The 16,669-nt window shown below is 43.5% G+C and carries 15 protein-coding genes; 6 read left to right on the top strand and 9 right to left on the bottom strand.

The window, feature by feature from the left end:
- The 3 genes from QUB20_RS18645 to QUB20_RS18635 form a co-directional block, all read left to right on the top strand.
- A partial coding sequence (locus QUB20_RS18645; protein WP_333291562.1) for a transposase occupies positions 1 to 585 on the top strand: 585 nt, incomplete at its 5' end.
- 130 nt (positions 586 to 715) lie between these two features.
- Positions 716 to 997 carry a helix-turn-helix transcriptional regulator gene (locus tag QUB20_RS18640; RefSeq protein WP_333055574.1) on the top strand — a complete coding sequence of 94 codons (282 nt, stop codon included), beginning with the start codon at positions 716 to 718 and terminating at the stop codon, positions 995 to 997.
- 234 nt (positions 998 to 1,231) lie between these two features.
- Positions 1,232 to 1,501 carry a helix-turn-helix transcriptional regulator gene (locus tag QUB20_RS18635; protein WP_333038826.1) on the top strand — a complete coding sequence of 90 codons (270 nt, stop codon included), beginning with the start codon at positions 1,232 to 1,234 and terminating at the stop codon, positions 1,499 to 1,501.
- 123 nt (positions 1,502 to 1,624) lie between these two features.
- Here QUB20_RS18635 and QUB20_RS18630 read toward each other — a convergent pair whose 3' ends face one another.
- The 3 genes from QUB20_RS18630 to QUB20_RS18620 all read right to left on the bottom strand — a co-directional run bounded on the left by QUB20_RS18630 (position 1,625) and on the right by QUB20_RS18620 (position 2,823).
- Positions 1,625 to 1,864, bottom strand: coding sequence for a hypothetical protein (locus QUB20_RS18630; protein ID WP_333208032.1), 240 nt, complete (start codon positions 1,862 to 1,864; stop codon positions 1,625 to 1,627).
- Positions 1,865 to 1,935: 71 nt separating this feature from the next.
- Complete coding sequence (arfB, locus tag QUB20_RS18625; RefSeq protein WP_333208034.1) at positions 1,936 to 2,349, bottom strand: alternative ribosome rescue aminoacyl-tRNA hydrolase ArfB; 414 nt, start codon at positions 2,347 to 2,349, stop codon at positions 1,936 to 1,938.
- A 3-nt stretch (positions 2,350 to 2,352) separates the two neighbouring features.
- Positions 2,353 to 2,823 (bottom strand): restriction endonuclease, encoded by a 471-nt coding sequence (locus QUB20_RS18620; RefSeq protein ID WP_333246033.1) that lies wholly within the window; start codon positions 2,821 to 2,823, stop codon positions 2,353 to 2,355.
- 77 nt (positions 2,824 to 2,900) lie between these two features.
- Here QUB20_RS18620 and QUB20_RS18615 point away from each other — a divergent pair, with 77 nt between their 5' ends.
- On the top strand, positions 2,901 to 3,098 hold the full coding sequence (locus tag QUB20_RS18615; RefSeq protein WP_333237700.1) for a hypothetical protein: 198 nt from the start codon (positions 2,901 to 2,903) through the stop codon (positions 3,096 to 3,098).
- Positions 3,082 to 3,339: a hypothetical protein gene (locus QUB20_RS18610; protein ID WP_333246035.1), complete on the top strand. Its 258-nt coding sequence runs from the start codon at positions 3,082 to 3,084 to the stop codon at positions 3,337 to 3,339. The genes QUB20_RS18615 and QUB20_RS18610 overlap by 17 nt, the downstream gene beginning before the upstream one ends.
- Before the next feature lie 31 nt (positions 3,340 to 3,370).
- Here QUB20_RS18610 and gnd read toward each other — a convergent pair whose 3' ends face one another.
- A complete protein-coding gene (gene gnd, locus QUB20_RS18605; RefSeq protein ID WP_333246038.1) occupies positions 3,371 to 4,825 on the bottom strand; it encodes a decarboxylating NADP(+)-dependent phosphogluconate dehydrogenase in 1,455 nt (484 codons plus the stop codon).
- A gap of 293 nt (positions 4,826 to 5,118) precedes the next feature.
- On the opposite strand from gnd, the gene QUB20_RS18600 reads away from it, so the two are divergent.
- The gene (locus QUB20_RS18600; RefSeq protein WP_333246040.1) at positions 5,119 to 5,541 is read left to right on the top strand and encodes a hypothetical protein; all 423 of its coding nucleotides are present in this window, start codon (positions 5,119 to 5,121) and stop codon (positions 5,539 to 5,541) included.
- Between the two features lie 213 nt (positions 5,542 to 5,754).
- On the opposite strand, the gene QUB20_RS18595 is transcribed toward QUB20_RS18600, so the two are convergent.
- The 5 genes from QUB20_RS18595 to QUB20_RS18575 all read right to left on the bottom strand — a co-directional run bounded on the left by QUB20_RS18595 (position 5,755) and on the right by QUB20_RS18575 (position 16,431).
- On the bottom strand, positions 5,755 to 6,351 hold the full coding sequence (locus QUB20_RS18595; RefSeq protein ID WP_333028157.1) for a Uma2 family endonuclease: 597 nt from the start codon (positions 6,349 to 6,351) through the stop codon (positions 5,755 to 5,757).
- A 603-nt stretch (positions 6,352 to 6,954) separates the two neighbouring features.
- On the bottom strand, positions 6,955 to 8,820 hold the full coding sequence (locus QUB20_RS18590) for an ABC transporter ATP-binding protein (protein WP_333246042.1): 1,866 nt from the start codon (positions 8,818 to 8,820) through the stop codon (positions 6,955 to 6,957).
- A gap of 143 nt (positions 8,821 to 8,963) precedes the next feature.
- Positions 8,964 to 12,872 carry a WD40 repeat domain-containing protein gene (locus tag QUB20_RS18585; RefSeq protein WP_333246044.1) on the bottom strand — a complete coding sequence of 1,303 codons (3,909 nt, stop codon included), beginning with the start codon at positions 12,870 to 12,872 and terminating at the stop codon, positions 8,964 to 8,966.
- A 230-nt stretch (positions 12,873 to 13,102) separates the two neighbouring features.
- Positions 13,103 to 13,711, bottom strand: a complete 609-nt coding sequence (locus QUB20_RS18580) for a Uma2 family endonuclease (protein ID WP_333246046.1) — start codon at positions 13,709 to 13,711, stop codon at positions 13,103 to 13,105.
- 308 nt (positions 13,712 to 14,019) lie between these two features.
- Complete coding sequence (locus tag QUB20_RS18575; RefSeq protein ID WP_333246049.1) at positions 14,020 to 16,431, bottom strand: glycoside hydrolase family 31 protein; 2,412 nt, start codon at positions 16,429 to 16,431, stop codon at positions 14,020 to 14,022.
- Positions 16,432 to 16,669: the final 238 nt, after the last annotated feature.

Genomic DNA, 16,669 nt, shown 5'->3' with positions numbered 1-16,669 from the left:
ACTCGTTCGGCAAAGCGCAGACTAATTGCTTTGTCGGGAAGAGAAAGACGGTTTATCGCTGACGTGAACCACCAAATTAGCAAGGATATTGCAAAACCTAATACTTTGATTGGACTGGAAAACCTAACCGGAGTTCGGGAGAGAATTAAGTCCAAGTCTGGTAAAAAGGCTAGCAAGAAACAGCGAAGAGCTAATCGAAATAAAGTTAAATGGTCGTTTGCCGAATTGCACGGCTATATTGACTACAAAGCTAATTTGAACGGCTCTTTAGCTACTAAAGTCCCAGCTCATTATACTTCGCAAAGCTGTCCAAAGTGCGGACACACATCAGCAGGCAATAGACCAAAAAAAGGGCTATTGTTTCGCTGTGAATGTTGCGGACACGAGCTTCATGCTGATTTGGTGGGTGCGCGAAATATTGCCATGAGAACGTTGCTTGTCCGGCAGGACTGGACGAGTACGGGGAGCTTGTCAGCATCCCCTAATGTGTCGGGCCGTGAAACTAAAGCTGAGATTCTGCAAAGATTCTCGGAATTGCGGTGGAGCTCAGATACAAGCCCACATCTCCGGCGGTACTCCGCTTGATGCTGGGTAGTTGACACCTGCATTTTGACCTTGGAGGCTCGTTGAGCGGCCTTTGTTTTGCCTACTAACATGAAGTTTACGTCTTATTCAAGCCTTTGTTAAGACGTAAACTTCATGAATATTTCGTCCCATGATAGAAGAAGATTTACAAGAAAAGGAGAAGTCTCCATTGAGACTACTCAGAGAACAAGCTGGACTAACACGCCCTCAAGTCAAAGAAAAAATCGGAATTTCCGAGCGAAGACAAGCTGACTGGGAATTAGGCAAGGCCCTACCTAATGCTGAAAACATACTTGCTATGGCTAACCTGTACCAGGTTTCTCTAAAAACTATGTTTGAGGTTTTAGGATTAGACGTAACCAAAATTCCCGATGACTTACCAAGTCGTGAGTCCTCACCGAACGATAACTAACCCGCAGGGGTTTGTCCATGTCTAGGGAAAGGGGCTTGAGTCATGCACCCAAGCCCGGAAAATACTAAGGGTATGCAGGCATAATGGGTAGAAACTACAAATAAGGCAGCTCGCTAAACCAAAGCGTTTCCACCGTCCGGCTAAAGGAGCCGCCTTTCTGTTGTCTCTATCTTAAACAACCTTAGTTGTATTTTAGCAATTTGTCAACAACTTTGGTTGTGAATTTTCTATGATATGCCCCGAAAGAAACAAACTCAAGAGTCGAAAGATATACCAGCACTGCAAATCTTGCGGGAGGCTGTTGGTTTATCACAATCCGCGTTAGCAAAACAAATTCCCGACAAGACTCGCACAAAAACCTTAACTCAGCAAGCCATTAGCAAATGGGAACGAGGACTAGACGAACCCGAACTGACCATTGCTCAAATGAAAGCTCTTTGCAAAGCTTTGGGAAAAACGCTTAACGATTTACCTAACGACTTAGGCCCACCAAATCCCGACTGACAACATTTGTTGCTTGGTTCTAATTAGACCAACCTAAAAAAGCAGATTAGATGCCCGACTTCTTCAAGAAGTCGGGCATCTAACAAGCAAGTTATAAAGAGGATATTAAAGTAGGATTTGGTATTACTTACGAAAAACAGAAGTGATAATCACCGTGATAGTGGCGCTTGCAATCAAAGTGAAAGCAAGTTGCACAACCCATTGGGTAGCTTTCTGGTAGTTATCGAATTTGTCATTGAATCTGTCGGTTTTGTCATTAGTTTTCTCAACATCAGTTGATAATTTCTCAACTTCTGCCGATAGCTTGTCTAGCTTTTCAATAACATCGGCTAGCGTCGGCTCGTTACTTGCAGTAGTTGTCATTGCCGTTTCCTAAAACTAACCATCATCACCTACAATTATATCCTAATTTTAATAGGAATTGAGATTATCAATCACTCCGTGACTTTCCCTCTCATAGCTTTAATCTGCCCTCGCTTGGTTTTGCTGTCGAGACGCTTGCGCTGGGAACTACGAGTCGCTTTGCTGGGTTTGCGCCTTTTCGGTATGACGATCGCACTTTTAATCAGTTCTTGCAGCCGTCTCAAAGCCTCTTCCCGGTTTTGTTCCTGGCTGCGGTGTTCCTGAGCTTTGATGACAATCACACCTTCGGAGGTGATGCGCTGGTCGTTGATTTGCAACAAACGCTGCTTGTAGCGATCGGGCAATGAGGAAGCTGGGATATCAAAGCGCAAGTGAATCGCACTCGCCACCTTATTGACATTTTGCCCCCCCGCGCCTTGAGAGCGAATCGCACTAATCTCGATTTCGCCATCTGGAATGAACACAGTATTAGAAATTTGTAGCATGATTTATTGATAATTCTTAGCTGTGAGTATAAACTCAATTAGTTTTTTCCGATCCCATAACTCTACATCGTTAGATTGAGCAAGTTTGCAAGCGTTTTCTGTAAAGCTGTTGTTAGTGATTACTCTACCTTTATTTCCTTTGTAATGTCTGACGGCTCCTGCTACTTCTTGAACTGCTTTAATCCCAACTGGATTTTTGCTTCTTTTGGCTTGAACCACGGTTTTTGAGCCATCTTTGTATAAAATTAAATCAGCCCCATAATCTTGACTATCTTGAGTTAAAGTAACACTATAACCCAAGTTCCTAAAATGCACATCGAGAAATATTTCAAACTCTTTACCAGTCATTTCATCCACTTCCAGAATACCACTATCTAATAAACGTTTTCTTTGATCTTCTTCTTTTAATGTATCAAATACCAATGCTGCAATATCACTGAAAACGGCTGCTGCTCTCACTATAAAAGGTTTCATAAAATTACATTTATTTTAAAGGAGTAGTTATAATTGTACCAGATTTGCTCAGTACAGGCTCAACTACACATCGACCTATGCCATCATCAGGAGTTCAATACTTAATTATCAATGCCCTGGAAACTCTCGACTTGCTGATCTGGAGAATATATGATGAAGAAAAGGGCTTTTGGTACATCGAAACCCCTAGTCGATTTTTACCAAGGGCTGCTATACTACAAAGTGGCGAGATTGTTCGTATAGACGAGGTTGAAGACTATGACGAAACCGCATGATATCAGAAGACAACAAGACCGGAGATTAGGAGAATTAATGGCGATCGCACGTCAGCGATTTATCGATGCAGGCGGCGATCCTCGACACCCGCCATCAGGTTTAAAAGGCGATGATTACATGACAGACGCAGAAAGACAAGAAGCACTCACGATCGCCCGATCGCTCTTTAACGACGAATATATTAAAATCTATCTCAAAAAAAAACGTCAAAACAATTTGCAACCCCAGAATAATTCGTAAGGTGCGCCGAAACGCACCCTACAAAAATTAATTAGTCCGTAGTACCGGTTTGCAGCGACTCTTTAGCAGTCTGCGTCCACTCGGAGTGGAAGAATTCACCGCGCGGTTTGTCGGTGCGTTCGTAGGTGTGAGCCCCAAAATAATCACGCTGAGCTTGCGTGAGGTTTTGTGGCAATCTTTCGCGCCGATAGCTGTCGAAATAGTCCAGCGATGCGCTAAAGGCTGGCACTGCAATCCCCAGTTGGCAAGCAGTAGCTAACACGTCTCGCCAAGCTGATTGGCGATCGAGAATGCTCTGTTTGAACTCCGGCGCTAACAGCAAATTCGGCAACGTCGGATCGTCCTTGAAAGCTGTTTTAATCTTGTCCAAAAAGCCAGCCCGAATAATACAGCCACCCTTCCAAATTCGGGAAATTTCGCTCAAACTCAAGTCATAGTTGTACGACTTCGATGCCGCGCTCAACAGCGCCATGCCTTGAGCGTAGGAGCAAATCTTCGAGCAGTAAAGGGCATCCCGAACTTTGTTGACAAACTCTTTAGTATCTCCTTCGTACTTGCCGGTAGGCCCCGTCAGTTCTTGGGAAGCTTTGATGCGCTCGTCTTTGTAAGAAGACATGATTCTGGCATTCACAGCAGCGATAATTGTGGGAATGCTCACGCCCAATTCCAAAGCACTCATTACAGTCCAGCGGCCCGTGCCTTTTTGACCCGCTGCGTCCATAATTACCTCAACTAAGGGTTGCTTAGTTTCCGGGTCAATGTACTTGAAAATGTTAGCCGTAATTTCAATCAAAAACGAGTTGAGTTCGTCTGTGGTATTCCATTCGGCAAAAACTTCCTGCAACTGCTGGCCGTTCAATCCACCAACGTTTTTGAGCAAATCGTAGGCTTCAGCAATGAGCTGCATATCACCGTACTCAATGCCGTTGTGAACCATCTTCACGTAGTGGCCAGCGCCACCAGGGCCGATGAATGTGACGCAGGGGCCGTCATCTACTTGAGCCGCAATTTTGGTGAGAATTGGCTCTAGTAGGCCGTAAGCTGTTTCCGTGCCACCGGGCATCAAGCTAGCACCATTCAGTGCGCCTTCTTCGCCACCGCTGATGCCCATGCCGACAAATCCCAGTCCGATCGATTCTAAATCTTTGGTGCGGCGTTCGGTGTCGTCGTAGAGCGAGTTGCCGCCGTCAATAATCATGTCGCCCGGTGACAGCATGGGTTTGAGCTGGTCGATGACTGCATCTACGGGTTTCCCAGCTTGCACCATGACTAAGATTCTGCGCGGGGTTTCTAGGACATCGACGAATTCTGTCAGAGTCTTGGCCGCTACAATGTTCTTGCCGGGGGCGCGTTTGGCCATGAATTCGTCGGTTTTGGCTGCTGTGCGGTTGTATACAGCCACGGAGAAGCCTCTGCTTTCGACGTTGAGCGCTAGGTTTTCGCCCATCACTGCTAGACCGATTAAACCAAAATTTTGCTTTGTCATGCTAATAACCCGCTGGTTGTTCCCGCTTGATGATAGGTTTGCGAGAGAGGAAAGCGAGGCGGGGTGTACCGCTTTCCGGTGGACTAAAAGTATTGGACAATAGACCTAGGAGGTTTAGGTTTATTTTTATATTCTCAGAATTGCTGTTTGGTAAATCAGTAGGGTTTTTTTAAGATTTAAGGGATATTAATGACGCGGACAGGTGATGATAAGGCAGGTATTATGTCGATCGCGGTAACGGTAGATACAAAGAAGCGGACATTTTAAGGAAAATTGAGGAGACTGTTGTAACTATGGAAGATTTGCAGTATCTCGCGGCCTGGGTGAAGGAGCAACACGCTCGCGAGTATATTTTGACTTGGCTGCTGAGTCAACAGGGGCTGTGGTGGTCTGATGGGGATATTTATCAGGCCGTTTTGCAAAAGTCGGGAAAGCTTTTGAAAGCTTATGTCCAAAAAAGGCAAGCGGGAGAGTTATTTGAGGGAATTTCGGAGAAGTTGGGAGGAGATGAGAATTGGGATGATTTGGCGGGGAGTTTGGCGCGGATTGTTGCGGTTTATCAAGAGGAATTATCGCATTTGCAAGAGCGCGATCGCCGGGGGGATGGGCTAAAAAAAAATTTGATTAGTCAACCGTTGACTGGAGATCCTTTGCCGCTTTTGGAAGTGCAGCAAGCTTTGCCCGATCCTTATGCGGATACGTTGACGGGGAGATAATTTGCGATCGACTTTTTGGAGGCACAAGAATCTCAGAAACCGGGTTTCTTCCTACATCTCTCGTACTCAACCAAAAATTGTCGCAGAAACCCGGTTTCTCGCCACGCAGTTAATCCCAAAAACCGGGTTTCTTCCTATATCTCTCGTACTCAACCAAAAATTGTCGCAGAAACCCGGTTTTTCGCCAGCCAACTAAAGAAAATGGATAGAGAGTCAAGGATTGAGAATAGGTGTAATATCTAGAAGAAATCCGGGAAGTACATCTTCACCCGAAAGTGTAGGCGGTTGGTCAAAAGAGAAATTAATCACTTCTGCTACATCTTCAGACAACCGATAGATTTCTACTAAAGGCGTTTGGGGGTCAATTAGCCAACCTAAGCGACAGCCGTTAGTTCGATAATACCGCATTTTAGCCCGCAATGTTTCTAGGGAATCACTTTGGGAACGCAATTCTATTACAAAGTCCGGGCACAGGGGAGGAAATTTGCGCTTATCTTCTGCGGATAATGCTTCCCAACGTTCTAGGAGTACCCAAGCAGCATCAGGGGAACGCTTCGCACCGTTGGGTAATTGAAAGACAGTGGAAGAGTCAAAGACTTTTCCCAATCGAGTCTGACGATTCCACAAATTTAGGTCTGTAGTCAAATCGGAATTTCTGATGCCGCTTTCGCCGCCTGTTGGAGGCATAATAATTAGTTCTCCTTCGGGGGTTTGTTCTAATCGCCACTCTTCATTAGCGATGGACAATTGATAAAATTGTTCGTCGGTTAAAGCGACGGCTGCAGGTAGGTTGAGGGTTATAGTTTCCATCGTTGATATTATCGCCAACTAGGTTGGTTTTATTATAGCTCGCACTTTCTGACAATTTTCTCAAAAAGATCGCACGCTCAGAAACCGGGTTTCTTCCGATATTTTTCGTGCGAGGCTAAAAATTGTCGCAGAAACCCGGTTTCTTGCCACGCAGCTAATCCCATGAACCGGGTTTCTTCCGATATTTCTCGTACTCCACTGAACATTGTCGCAGAAACTCGGTTTCTCGCCACCTAACGACAGAAATTAGATCGCAAATCCGCGATAATTGATCGCAATCACCCGCGCCAAATTCCCCACGCTAACCCACAAGTCCGCCGGGGGTTGAAAACCGCCGTCTCATAGCAAAAGTCCTCTCAAAGAGGACTGAAAGACACTTTTTTGAACAAGCATTGCAATATCTCCCCAGTCGGTTGAAACTGAGATGTTGCACCATTCTCAATAAGCTTTTTATGAACAGGCAAGATGCCTGTTCCACAACAAAATTCACTCTTTGTGGAACAGGCATCTTGCCTGTTCTTAAGAATGGTGCAAAATGTGAGTTTCAACCGACTTTCGCTATGAGACAGGGTTTTCAACCCCTGGCGGACTGTTTGTTTAACTCTAAATATAGCTGCTAGCTTGACGGGTGAACATTGAGCAGTAAATTCCGTTTGATGCTATCAATTCGTCGTGAGTTCCTATTTCTGCTATTTTACCGTTTTCCATCACGGCGATGCGATCGGCAATTTTTGCTAATCCCAATCTGTGACTGATGACTATGGTTGTTTTCCCGGCGGCTATTTGGCGGAAGATGCTGTAAATTTCGTGTTCTGTCTTGGGGTCTAGGGCGGCGGTTGGTTCGTCAAAAATGAGCACTTCGGCTGTAGAAAGCCGCATTAAGGCGCGGGCGATCGCAATTCTTTGCCACTGTCCCCCCGATAAGTCTATGCCGTCTTCTAATTGTTTCCCCAAGGGAGTCTCTAAACCTGCGGCAAGACTATTGACTTTGGCGCTAATTCCTGCTTCGGAAATGGCTTCGTTAATTGCGGTGTCATCTGACAGTGAAAGCAAGTCGCCAAAACCGACGTTTTCGCGGACTGTCGAGGGGAAACGGGCGTAATCTTGCATGACGACGGCGATGCGCGATCGCACGTATGCTAGAGAGTACGATCGCACATCTTTGCCGTTCCAGTCGATCGTACCACTTGTCGGGTCGTACAGGCGGCCGAGGAGTTTGCCAAGGGTGGTTTTACCTGCGCCATTTTCACCAACAAGCACTAGCATTTCACCCGGATTAATCGTTAAGTTGATATCTTCAACCGTGCTTTTATTGCTACCGGGATAGCAGAAAGATAGATGCTTAATCTCGATGCCAATTTTATCTTTTGTGGCACGGGCATCTTGCCCGTCTTCTGGTAAACTAGGCAGGCGAGATGCCACATCCCCAAGCGGAGACTGCAATTCTGGTTTGAGTTCCAAAAGTTGAAAAATCGGACTAACGCTGAGAGAGATATCGTACAAATTAGTAGAAGTGTTAATCAGCATATGCAAACTTTGCTTTACTTGGACAATCAAACCAGAATAGAGTGCTAAATCGCCCAAAGTATAGCGACCACCCAAAGCTCCCATTACTACATAAATAAATGGCAAAGCCACTCCGATTCTACTAAACATCGACCAGAAAAGTACAACAAAAGCTCCTTTTTTTCGGATTTGCTGCATCTCGCTAAAAAATTGCAAAAACTGACCCTGCCAGCGTTTGAGCCAAAGTTCTTGCAAGCCAAACAAACGCAATTCTTTAGCATATTCTTCGTCCGTCAAGACTCTAGCGGATAAGTTCATTTCGCGGCTGATTTTAGCTTGCTTTCTTTGAACTCTCCAGATGATTCTGCTATATTTTCTTTGGGTATAAATTGAGGGAGATGAGGAGATTAACATCAGCAATGGCACCCACCAAGCTATTGCAGCAGCAAGGCCTATCGATGGAATAAATATAAAAATTCCCGTGATAGTCATGCTGATGGTAAAGGCTAGTTGCTGTATTTTGGATACTCCGGTTTTTGCTAGTTCTACTATATTTAATAGTTCCGGGTTTTCAAAGAGGGCAATATCGTCGAAATTGGCGACTTTTTCGAGGACTTTTCCTTCGACAAAGCCTTGAACGCGATCGCGCAAAGATGTCGCCACAAAAGAGTTCATTGTGTCTAGGGCATCGCCGACTAACTTGAGACTTAAGACTCCGGCAATACTCCACAGCAATATTGGCCGGGAAAGCATCAAAGCAAGGGGCTGTGCTGTTTGGGTTTGCGACAGCAACCGAGATACTTCATCAATGATTAATTTATCTAAAAAAAGCACGGCAGATGGGGCCGCACCGCTGATAATGTTGAGTATTATTAAATGGCGGAGTTCTATTGGTGCGGCTTTGATTATCAGGCCCAAGCTGCGCCACAAAGCTTGGAATGTGGTAATTTGGATGGGTTGCATTATTTGTGGGTAGGTGTCGGGTCTACTCATCCCCGGATGGTATATTATAACAGTATTTATTAACTGTTTGTTAAGTATTTAAAATTAAATGCCTTAGTTAGTTTACTCTGTTAATCCGGGTATTTTATTCATCAACTAAAATTTTAGTCGTCCATTAGATACTCTAAAAAGTTCCTAGTGTCCATATAGGTTAAATAATCAGTATAATTATCATAACTTACGTAATTAATAGTATACCCATCGTAAAAAAGCTGGCTTCTGTAAAACCACTGCTCGATTTTATTCGGAAAATTATCGTAATCATAATAATCCTTTAACACTATAGAGTTACATCTGAAGATATCGGGATCAATAAAATCATTATCTTGTTCATCATCTGGTTCATCATCCGGATCAATTTTATCTATAGGCCTGGGATCAAGTAGAGATGTTAATACATTTATAAATGCAGAATCATAAATCTCTCCCAAATTGGCCGTTATTGTAACTTGACCTATACTTTTTCCAGCGATAAATTTACCATCTGAATTTATATTGCCACTTGTTGCACGCCAGATGATATTCCCAGGCATCATCAGATCCCCTTGCTGATCAAATCCTCTAGCAGTAAAAGTTAAATTATGATTAAGCTTAAGTTGTACTTCTTTAGGATAAATTTCTAATCGTCTCAATACAGGAACTACAATAACTTCAACAGAAGCACTAATCTTAGCTGCATTAATAAATAGTTGACCAGCCAAGTCGAGAATCCGAGCGACAATCTTAAAGATGTTTTTCTGTAACCACGCTTCTATATCGAAACCAAGGATATCGGTTTCTTCATTTGTAAAATCTGTTTCTGTATTTTCTGCTTGTTCTGTTTGTTGACCAGTCGTAAAATTACTTTTTAGAAGCTCGACAGCCGACTTGAGAATGAAATTACTTGGGGTAGAATTAACAAATGAGAATACACGATATAAAAGCCTCATGTATATTCCCAAGATTAAGAGTTTAGCCCTTACCCCAGATTCAGATATTTCAGTAACAGTAGCTCTTACCTTAAATGTACCTTTCGCATTATGACCGGCAGTAAAAGTACCGCTTGGGTCAATTTTTCCACCTGTTGTTTCCCAAGATATTTTTCCAGTATCTATTCGATTGCCATATTGGTCTAAGCCTACTGCTGTAAATTTTTGGCATTCACCAGGGTTGAGCTTTACTACTTTTTGAGGATAAATCTCTAATCGTCTTAAAACTGGGAGCAACGTAACTGTAACTGATTGAGTAATTCCTTCGACTGTCGCATTAACCGTAACTTCACGCTTTTCATAACCTCCTATAAAAGTTCCATTGGCGTTAATTCTTCCCCCTTGAGTACATTGCCAATCTACTTGATTAATCTGTATTGGTTCCTCTTGTTGATCAAATCCTATAACATCAAAAGGGAAATTTTCTTCGGGTTTAAGTGCTACTTCCTTGGGAAAAATAGAAAAGTATATCAATACAGAAACTACTGTAATATCAGCAAAGGTACTGATATTGTATTCAGTTGCAGTAGCAGTTACTCTAAACTTACCTTTAGCATTTATGTCAGCTATAAAATTGCCATTTTGGTCAATCGTACCGCCTGTTGCTTTCCAAACTATCCTCCCAACTGCGATTTCACGAACCCACTGATCTAAACCATGAAGCTTGAATTGTTGATGCTGTCCAGGCTTTATTTCTACTTGGTTTGGTGAAATTACTAATGTCGTTAGTTTTGGTGGTCCAACTATAGTGACATCAGCAGAAACGCTTATTTCTCCCAGAGTAGCAGTAACAGTTATTTTCTCCTCTTGATAACTAGCGCGGAACGTTCCATTATTCTGAATTGACCCGCCCGTTGTACTCCAGGCTATTTGTCCAATATTTATGTTGTCACCATACTGATCCTCACCTTTAACTTGAAACTGAAAGCTCTGACCAAACTCTAATAGAGGTATTGAAGATATAATAATTAGTTCTGCTAGCTTCGGAGGTTCAATAATCGTAATTGGGATAACTCGACGAATAGAACGGACTGAAGCGATAATTTCAAAATTTCCTTGCTTGCTTCCAGCTATAAAATTGCCATTTTGGTTAATTGTTCCACCTGCGCTACTTGCTGACCAAGTAATTTTCCCAGTTTGTATGTTGTTATCATACTGATCTACTCCTTTAACTCGAAACTGAAAGCTCTGACCAAACTCTAATTGAGGTATTGAAGATATAATAATTAGTTCTGCTAGTCTCGGAGGTTCTATAATCGTTATTGGAATAACTCGACGAATTGAACTAACTGAAGCTATGATTTCAAATTTACCTTGTTTGCTTCCAGCTATAAAATTGCCATTTGGGTCAATTTTCCCCCCTCCGCTTACTTCCCATAATACAGTTTCCTGCATGGGATTTCTGCGTTGATCTAAAACTTGTGCTGTGAATTGTTGCGTTTTACCAAACTCTAAAGTAATACTAGAGGGAGCAAAAGAAATATCAGTGATTCTAGGAGGCTGAATAATAGTAATTGTGACAGAAGTCTCAAAAAGGCCTATCTTTGCTTTAACTTCAAATCTTCCTTCTCTTTGACCTGCGGTAAATAAACCCTGTTCGATTTTACCACCAGTAGTTTCCCATGTAATATCTTGATGGTTAAAGTTCATCTCTCTATTATTCTGATCTAAAACTTTAACAATAAAATGCTGCTCTTGACCACAAAAGAGTGCTTGGAAAGTTTCATAAATAACAATTTTGCTTAGTTTAGGATAAGAACATCCCTTAATAGCATGAAGTGGTTTTCCGGTTTCTGCCTCCAACAATGTTACCCAATCTTTACCTGCAACAGCAAGAGTTTTTCCATTAGAGCTAATTGCTACAGAGCTAATAAAACCAGAGTCTTCTGGTAAATTATAGATGATTTTATTATAATTATCTCGTAAATCAAATATTTTAATGTTTTGGAAAAAGCCTACTACAAGTATATTTTGATTGACATGATAAGCTAGAGAATTAATTGATTGATTGTGAGAGTAAGTATTGGTGCATTCTAAATTTAGAAGAGGTAGTACAGAAGCATCTCCATTATCTGCTGCGGCCACAATAATCCTACCTAAAACCCAACCCCCTACAGCTATAGGCCCTCCTAATGAAAATCCTGCTATAGTAGCTGCTACATCTACTAAACCTTTACCCAAAACTGAACCTGATTGATTTGAAGACTCTTCATTAGTTTTGGATTGCCAAAATTTGATAACCCCATCACGACTTCCACTAATTAAGGTTGTGTTGCGTGAAGTAATACTTAAAGATTGAATCCAATCCAAATGCCCTTCAATACTGCGTCTGAGTTGACCGCTATCTAAATTCCATAATGTAATTTTATTATTAGTGCTTCCACAAGCGATGACTTTTCCATCATGGCTAATACATAAGATCAAAACACAAAATAGTTCCTTTTCATTTTTTATGGTTTTACTTAGCTTACCTGTATTTAGCTCCCATATTTTGATGGTTTTATCTGCGCTACCGCTAACAATTTTGCCGTGAGCAGCGATAGCAACAGCAGTAATCCAACTAGAATGACCATTGAGCGTCCGAATAACCTGCCCTGTTTTTAAATTCCATACCTTAATAGTTTTATCTGCACCTCCGCTAACTAATATACTTCCACCCGGACTAATAGCCACAGACAAAACCCAGTGCGAATGTCCTTCAATACTACGAATCAGTGCCCCTGTTTGCAAATCCCATACCCAAATTTTTTTCCAACTCCCTCCTACTAAAATAGTATTGCCTGGACTTATTGCTAGACAAGTAATAACATCTGTTGGGCAAGTTGTTAAGTTTTCGGGTGTATTTCCCCTCAAATAAGAATTATCACCCCGAAAAACTCTGTAGGCAAATTGTTTAACTCTGTCTGATTGATCTTTGATTGACTGTTCAATCAATAGTTCTAAACCTTGTTGACCATAATTGAGAGTTTCTGATAAAGCAGCAAGTCTTTCTTGCTCACTTGGACTAGATAACTGCTTCTTAACTTCTTCAATTCTTCTAGACATTCTATTTCTCTCCCAATCATTAACTTTCTGGTTGTTGGGCAGCCACAAGCAACAAATTAGCTAGGTGATAGGGTTCTCCCGTAAATGTGGTGGTAATAAAATTTCATCTAAGTTATCTATGTAGATTATAACAGATGATCGGTTAATCAGTGTAAATGATGATGACATAATTTCTGTTTCTTTATCCTCAAGTTTCCCAGGTTGGTTGAAAATTTATCAGTGCATTACACTTACCCACCGTTAAAAATTTGCTTTGCGGTCAAATTCAACTCTGGAAACACGGCCGATTCAACCCTTTCATCTCCTCGAAACAGCTTAATTTGATACTCGCCATCTACTAGCTGATAAACTGATAAAGTCGGCTGTTTCGGAGAACCAATATAACGGCTACCACCTAAACCCAAATAATCTACAATCCAATATTCAAAAATGCCTAATGCTTCATAGTCAATCATTTTGTGGGCATAATCATCCCGCCAATTAGTGCTGACAACTTCAACAACTAATTTTACGGAATCTCCCTGAGTAATAACTGATTCTCTTTCCCATCGAGACTCATTGGCTGCTACGGCTTGTTTATCTAATACAATTACATCGGGATCGTAGCCAGAGTTATCGCTAAATTTAATTGTACATTCCTTGGGAATAAAGTAAGGAAGCTGTAGTCGCCTGATTTCAAAGCCCAATTCGAGCGACTGAAAACCGGCAATTGCTGAGTGTTTACCAGTTGGATTGGGCATTTCAACAATAACTCCGTTATGTAGTTCATGGTGTCCGTTTTCTGGTTTTCCTTCCAGAAATTCATCAAAAGTTATTAACTTGGATATTGTTTGAGTCATCAGAAAGCCTCTTTAGTGATAGGTCGATGAATAATTATATTTTGAGTTCGATCGAGGGATACGATCGCCCTTTCCATCTCAAACTCTACCAGATCGAGCGATCGCCCTGAATCAATCCCACCATAGCATAAACCGCTTTATGCCAAAACTATCCAAATGTCAAACGCCGCACCGTACCATCATCTGTAAATCGCTGTTAGAACAGGCAAGATGCCTGTTCCACAAAGAATGAATTTCTTGTGGGGTGGGCATCCTGCCCGCCCAGAAAAACCTTATTAAAAAGGGCGCAACATCTCAGAAATATCAAACTATCCAAATGTCAAACGCCGCACCGTACCATCATCTGTAAATCGCTGTTCGCCAACGCCAACAACCTCCACAATAACTTCGCGTTCTGATATCAAAAATTGACCCTCCCGCGCGGCAATTTCAACGATGATTTTTTCCCCTTCCAAATACACCTTGTAATTAGTCGTAGCCCAGACACCTTTTTCATGTTCAAAACTGTGTCCATCGTCCTCATAAAGCGTCCACTCACCAGTTCCGGGCCAAATTCGCATTTTCAATGACTCAAGCGGTTCTTCGCTGACAAATTGCCTCACAGGTTCGATCGCAATTATGCCCCCACCCCGCACGTAAAGCGGCATTCTCTCCAAAGGTGCATCAGCTAAAATGTGCATCGGGCCCTGATAGCATTCACCCGTCCACCAATCGTACCAAGTACCATCCGGCAAATACACAGCGCGGTGTTCAACTCCCGGCCGGTAAACAGGTGCAGCCATCAGCGACGGGCCGAGTAATACTTGATCGTAAAGGTGATAAGTTGCCCGATCGCGCGGAAAGTGATATAGTAACGGTCGCAAAATCGGTGTTCCCGTCGTCGCAGCTTCCCAAAACAACGTGTAAATATAAGGCAACAACTCATAGCGCAAATTGATGTATTCGCGGCAAATCTTCTCAGTGCGAGATCCAAAAACCCACGGTTCGTGCTGCGCCGTACTCATCGCCGAATGACCGCGCATCAAGGGATACAGCATCCCCACCTGCATCCACCGCGCGAACAATTCAGCCGTTGCATTCCCCGCAAAACCGCCGATGTCGCAACCGACAAACGCCACGCCGGAAAGCCCCATATTGCAAAGCATTGGTAGCGACATTTCTAAGTGTTCCCACTGCGATTGATTGTCGCCCATCCACACCGACGAGTAACGCTGAACGCCCGCAAAACCCGATCGCGTCAGCACAAAAGATCGATCGCCAGATCGCAGTTTTTGCAACCCCTCAGCACAAGCTTTCGCCATCATTAAACCGTACAAATTGTGGGTTTCCGCGTGAGTTGTGCGATCGGATTCCGGGCCTTGCGGTGCATCCAGGGGAAAGCTGATGTGTTCGCCGCCGTCGCCAAAAGGCCGTTCTGCGATCGCAGGTTCGTTCATGTCGTTCCAAATCCCCGCAATCCCAATATCTGTCAGAGTTTTGTGCAATTCGCCCCACCACTGGCGCACCTCCGGCCGCAGGAAGTCGGGAAACACCGCTTTGTCCGGCCAAACGTAACCGTGGAATAGCTTTCCCTCTGCGGTGCGGACGAAATAGTCATTTTCCACACCCTCATCGAATACTTCATAATCTGCTTCCGGTTCGTACTTGACACCGGGATCGACAATCGTGACAACCTTAAAACCCGCTGCTTTCAAGTCTGCGATCAGTTTCGCGGGATCGGGGAAACGTTTCGGGCTCCAGGTAAAAACGCGGTAGCCGCGCATATAGTCGATGTCGAGGTGGATGACATCGCAGGGAATCGCCCGATCGCGAAATTGCTTCGCCAACTCGCGCACAACGTCCTCGGATTCGTAGCTCCAGCGGCATTGGTGGTATCCCAGCGCCCATTTTGGCGGAAGTGGCATCCGGCCTGTTAACTGCGTGTAGGTGGCGAGAATTTGGGCGGGTTCCGGGCCGTAAATGATGTAGTAGTCGAGTTCCGGGCCTCTGGTTTCCATCCGCAAAACACCCGGTTGTTCCGCGCCGATGTCGAATTGACTCCAAAATGTAGTGTTGAAGAAAATGCCGTAAGCGCGATCGGGATTCAGGGCGATGTAAAATGGGATCGCCTGGTACATTTCATCGGTGAGGGAATTGTAGTCGAGGGAGTCGGTTGTCCAGTTTGTCTTGACTTCGGAGAGTTTGTCGAGAAAGCCGGTGCGTTGTCCGAAACCGTAGAAGTGCTCGTCTGCTTCGATGCGCTTCCAGCCTGCGGTTGCGCCTGTGCGCCATCCCATATTGCGATCGCAGTCGCTAGCAAAGGGTTTTCCCGATTTGTCAAAGCATTCGATGGAAGTGCGATCGCGCTTTACGGAAATCAATATTTGTGATGTTTCAATTTCTATTTTTTCGTCTGTTTCTCGCACTTCAAATGGTATAATTTCCCACTCTTCGTCAGGGACTGTTATTGAGTGCGATCGGCTTTCTACCCCCCCTTGCCCCCCCTTAGTAAGGGGGGGTTGATATATAATTTCTTGCCCCCCCTTACTAAGGGGGGGTTGGGGGGGGTTTGGGGACATTCGCACTCGGATTAAATTCGGTGCGAGGATGCTGATATTTAGGGATATCTCGCCGCAATTAAAGTGAATTGTGCGATCGTCGGTCTTATTGATAGATTCTACCGAACCGATTGTTGACCAAGGCTGTTCAGTAGTTTGGAGATTTCCGAAGTATTGCGGCATATACGATTTGGTAATTGGCAATTAGTAAACCGATAGTGCAAGCCGCACTTGACTGCCGTCATCTAGCTAAAGGAAGAATATAACTTGTCAGCATTTCAAGTAAATGGACAAAGGCGGTGAAATATACTTCAGCGATACCGTGGCTAGCCGAATAAGCTACTATAAAAAATGAAACAGGTATCCATAAATTAAGTGGAAAATAACTGAGCCTTTGCACCATTTTTTATTTTAACTCAGG

The organism is Microcoleus sp. B4-C2 (genome assembly GCF_036705265.1).
GTDB lineage: Bacteria > Cyanobacteriota > Cyanobacteriia > Cyanobacteriales > Microcoleaceae > Microcoleus.
The sequence above is the reverse complement of the archived record's forward strand: the minus strand, read 5'-3'. Positions and strand labels throughout refer to the sequence as shown.

Bases quoted from the DNA above. Each gene is read 5' to 3' on its own strand.
- QUB20_RS18640 (WP_333055574.1), top strand. From the start codon at position 716: ATGATAGAAGAAGATTTACAAGAAAAGGAGAAGTCTCCATTGAGACTA.
- QUB20_RS18635 (WP_333038826.1), top strand. From the start codon at position 1,232: ATGCCCCGAAAGAAACAAACTCAAGAGTCGAAAGATATACCAGCACTG.
- QUB20_RS18630 (WP_333208032.1), bottom strand. From the start codon at position 1,864: ATGACAACTACTGCAAGTAACGAGCCGACGCTAGCCGATGTTATTGAA.
- arfB (WP_333208034.1), bottom strand. From the start codon at position 2,349: ATGCTACAAATTTCTAATACTGTGTTCATTCCAGATGGCGAAATCGAG.
- QUB20_RS18620 (WP_333246033.1), bottom strand. From the start codon at position 2,823: ATGAAACCTTTTATAGTGAGAGCAGCAGCCGTTTTCAGTGATATTGCA.
- QUB20_RS18615 (WP_333237700.1), top strand. From the start codon at position 2,901: ATGCCATCATCAGGAGTTCAATACTTAATTATCAATGCCCTGGAAACT.
- QUB20_RS18610 (WP_333246035.1), top strand. From the start codon at position 3,082: ATGACGAAACCGCATGATATCAGAAGACAACAAGACCGGAGATTAGGA.
- gnd (WP_333246038.1), bottom strand. From the start codon at position 4,825: ATGACAAAGCAAAATTTTGGTTTAATCGGTCTAGCAGTGATGGGCGAA.
- QUB20_RS18600 (WP_333246040.1), top strand. From the start codon at position 5,119: ATGGAAGATTTGCAGTATCTCGCGGCCTGGGTGAAGGAGCAACACGCT.
- QUB20_RS18595 (WP_333028157.1), bottom strand. From the start codon at position 6,351: ATGGAAACTATAACCCTCAACCTACCTGCAGCCGTCGCTTTAACCGAC.
- QUB20_RS18590 (WP_333246042.1), bottom strand. From the start codon at position 8,820: ATGCAACCCATCCAAATTACCACATTCCAAGCTTTGTGGCGCAGCTTG.
- QUB20_RS18585 (WP_333246044.1), bottom strand. From the start codon at position 12,872: ATGTCTAGAAGAATTGAAGAAGTTAAGAAGCAGTTATCTAGTCCAAGT.
- QUB20_RS18580 (WP_333246046.1), bottom strand. From the start codon at position 13,711: ATGACTCAAACAATATCCAAGTTAATAACTTTTGATGAATTTCTGGAA.
- QUB20_RS18575 (WP_333246049.1), bottom strand. From the start codon at position 16,431: ATGCCGCAATACTTCGGAAATCTCCAAACTACTGAACAGCCTTGGTCA.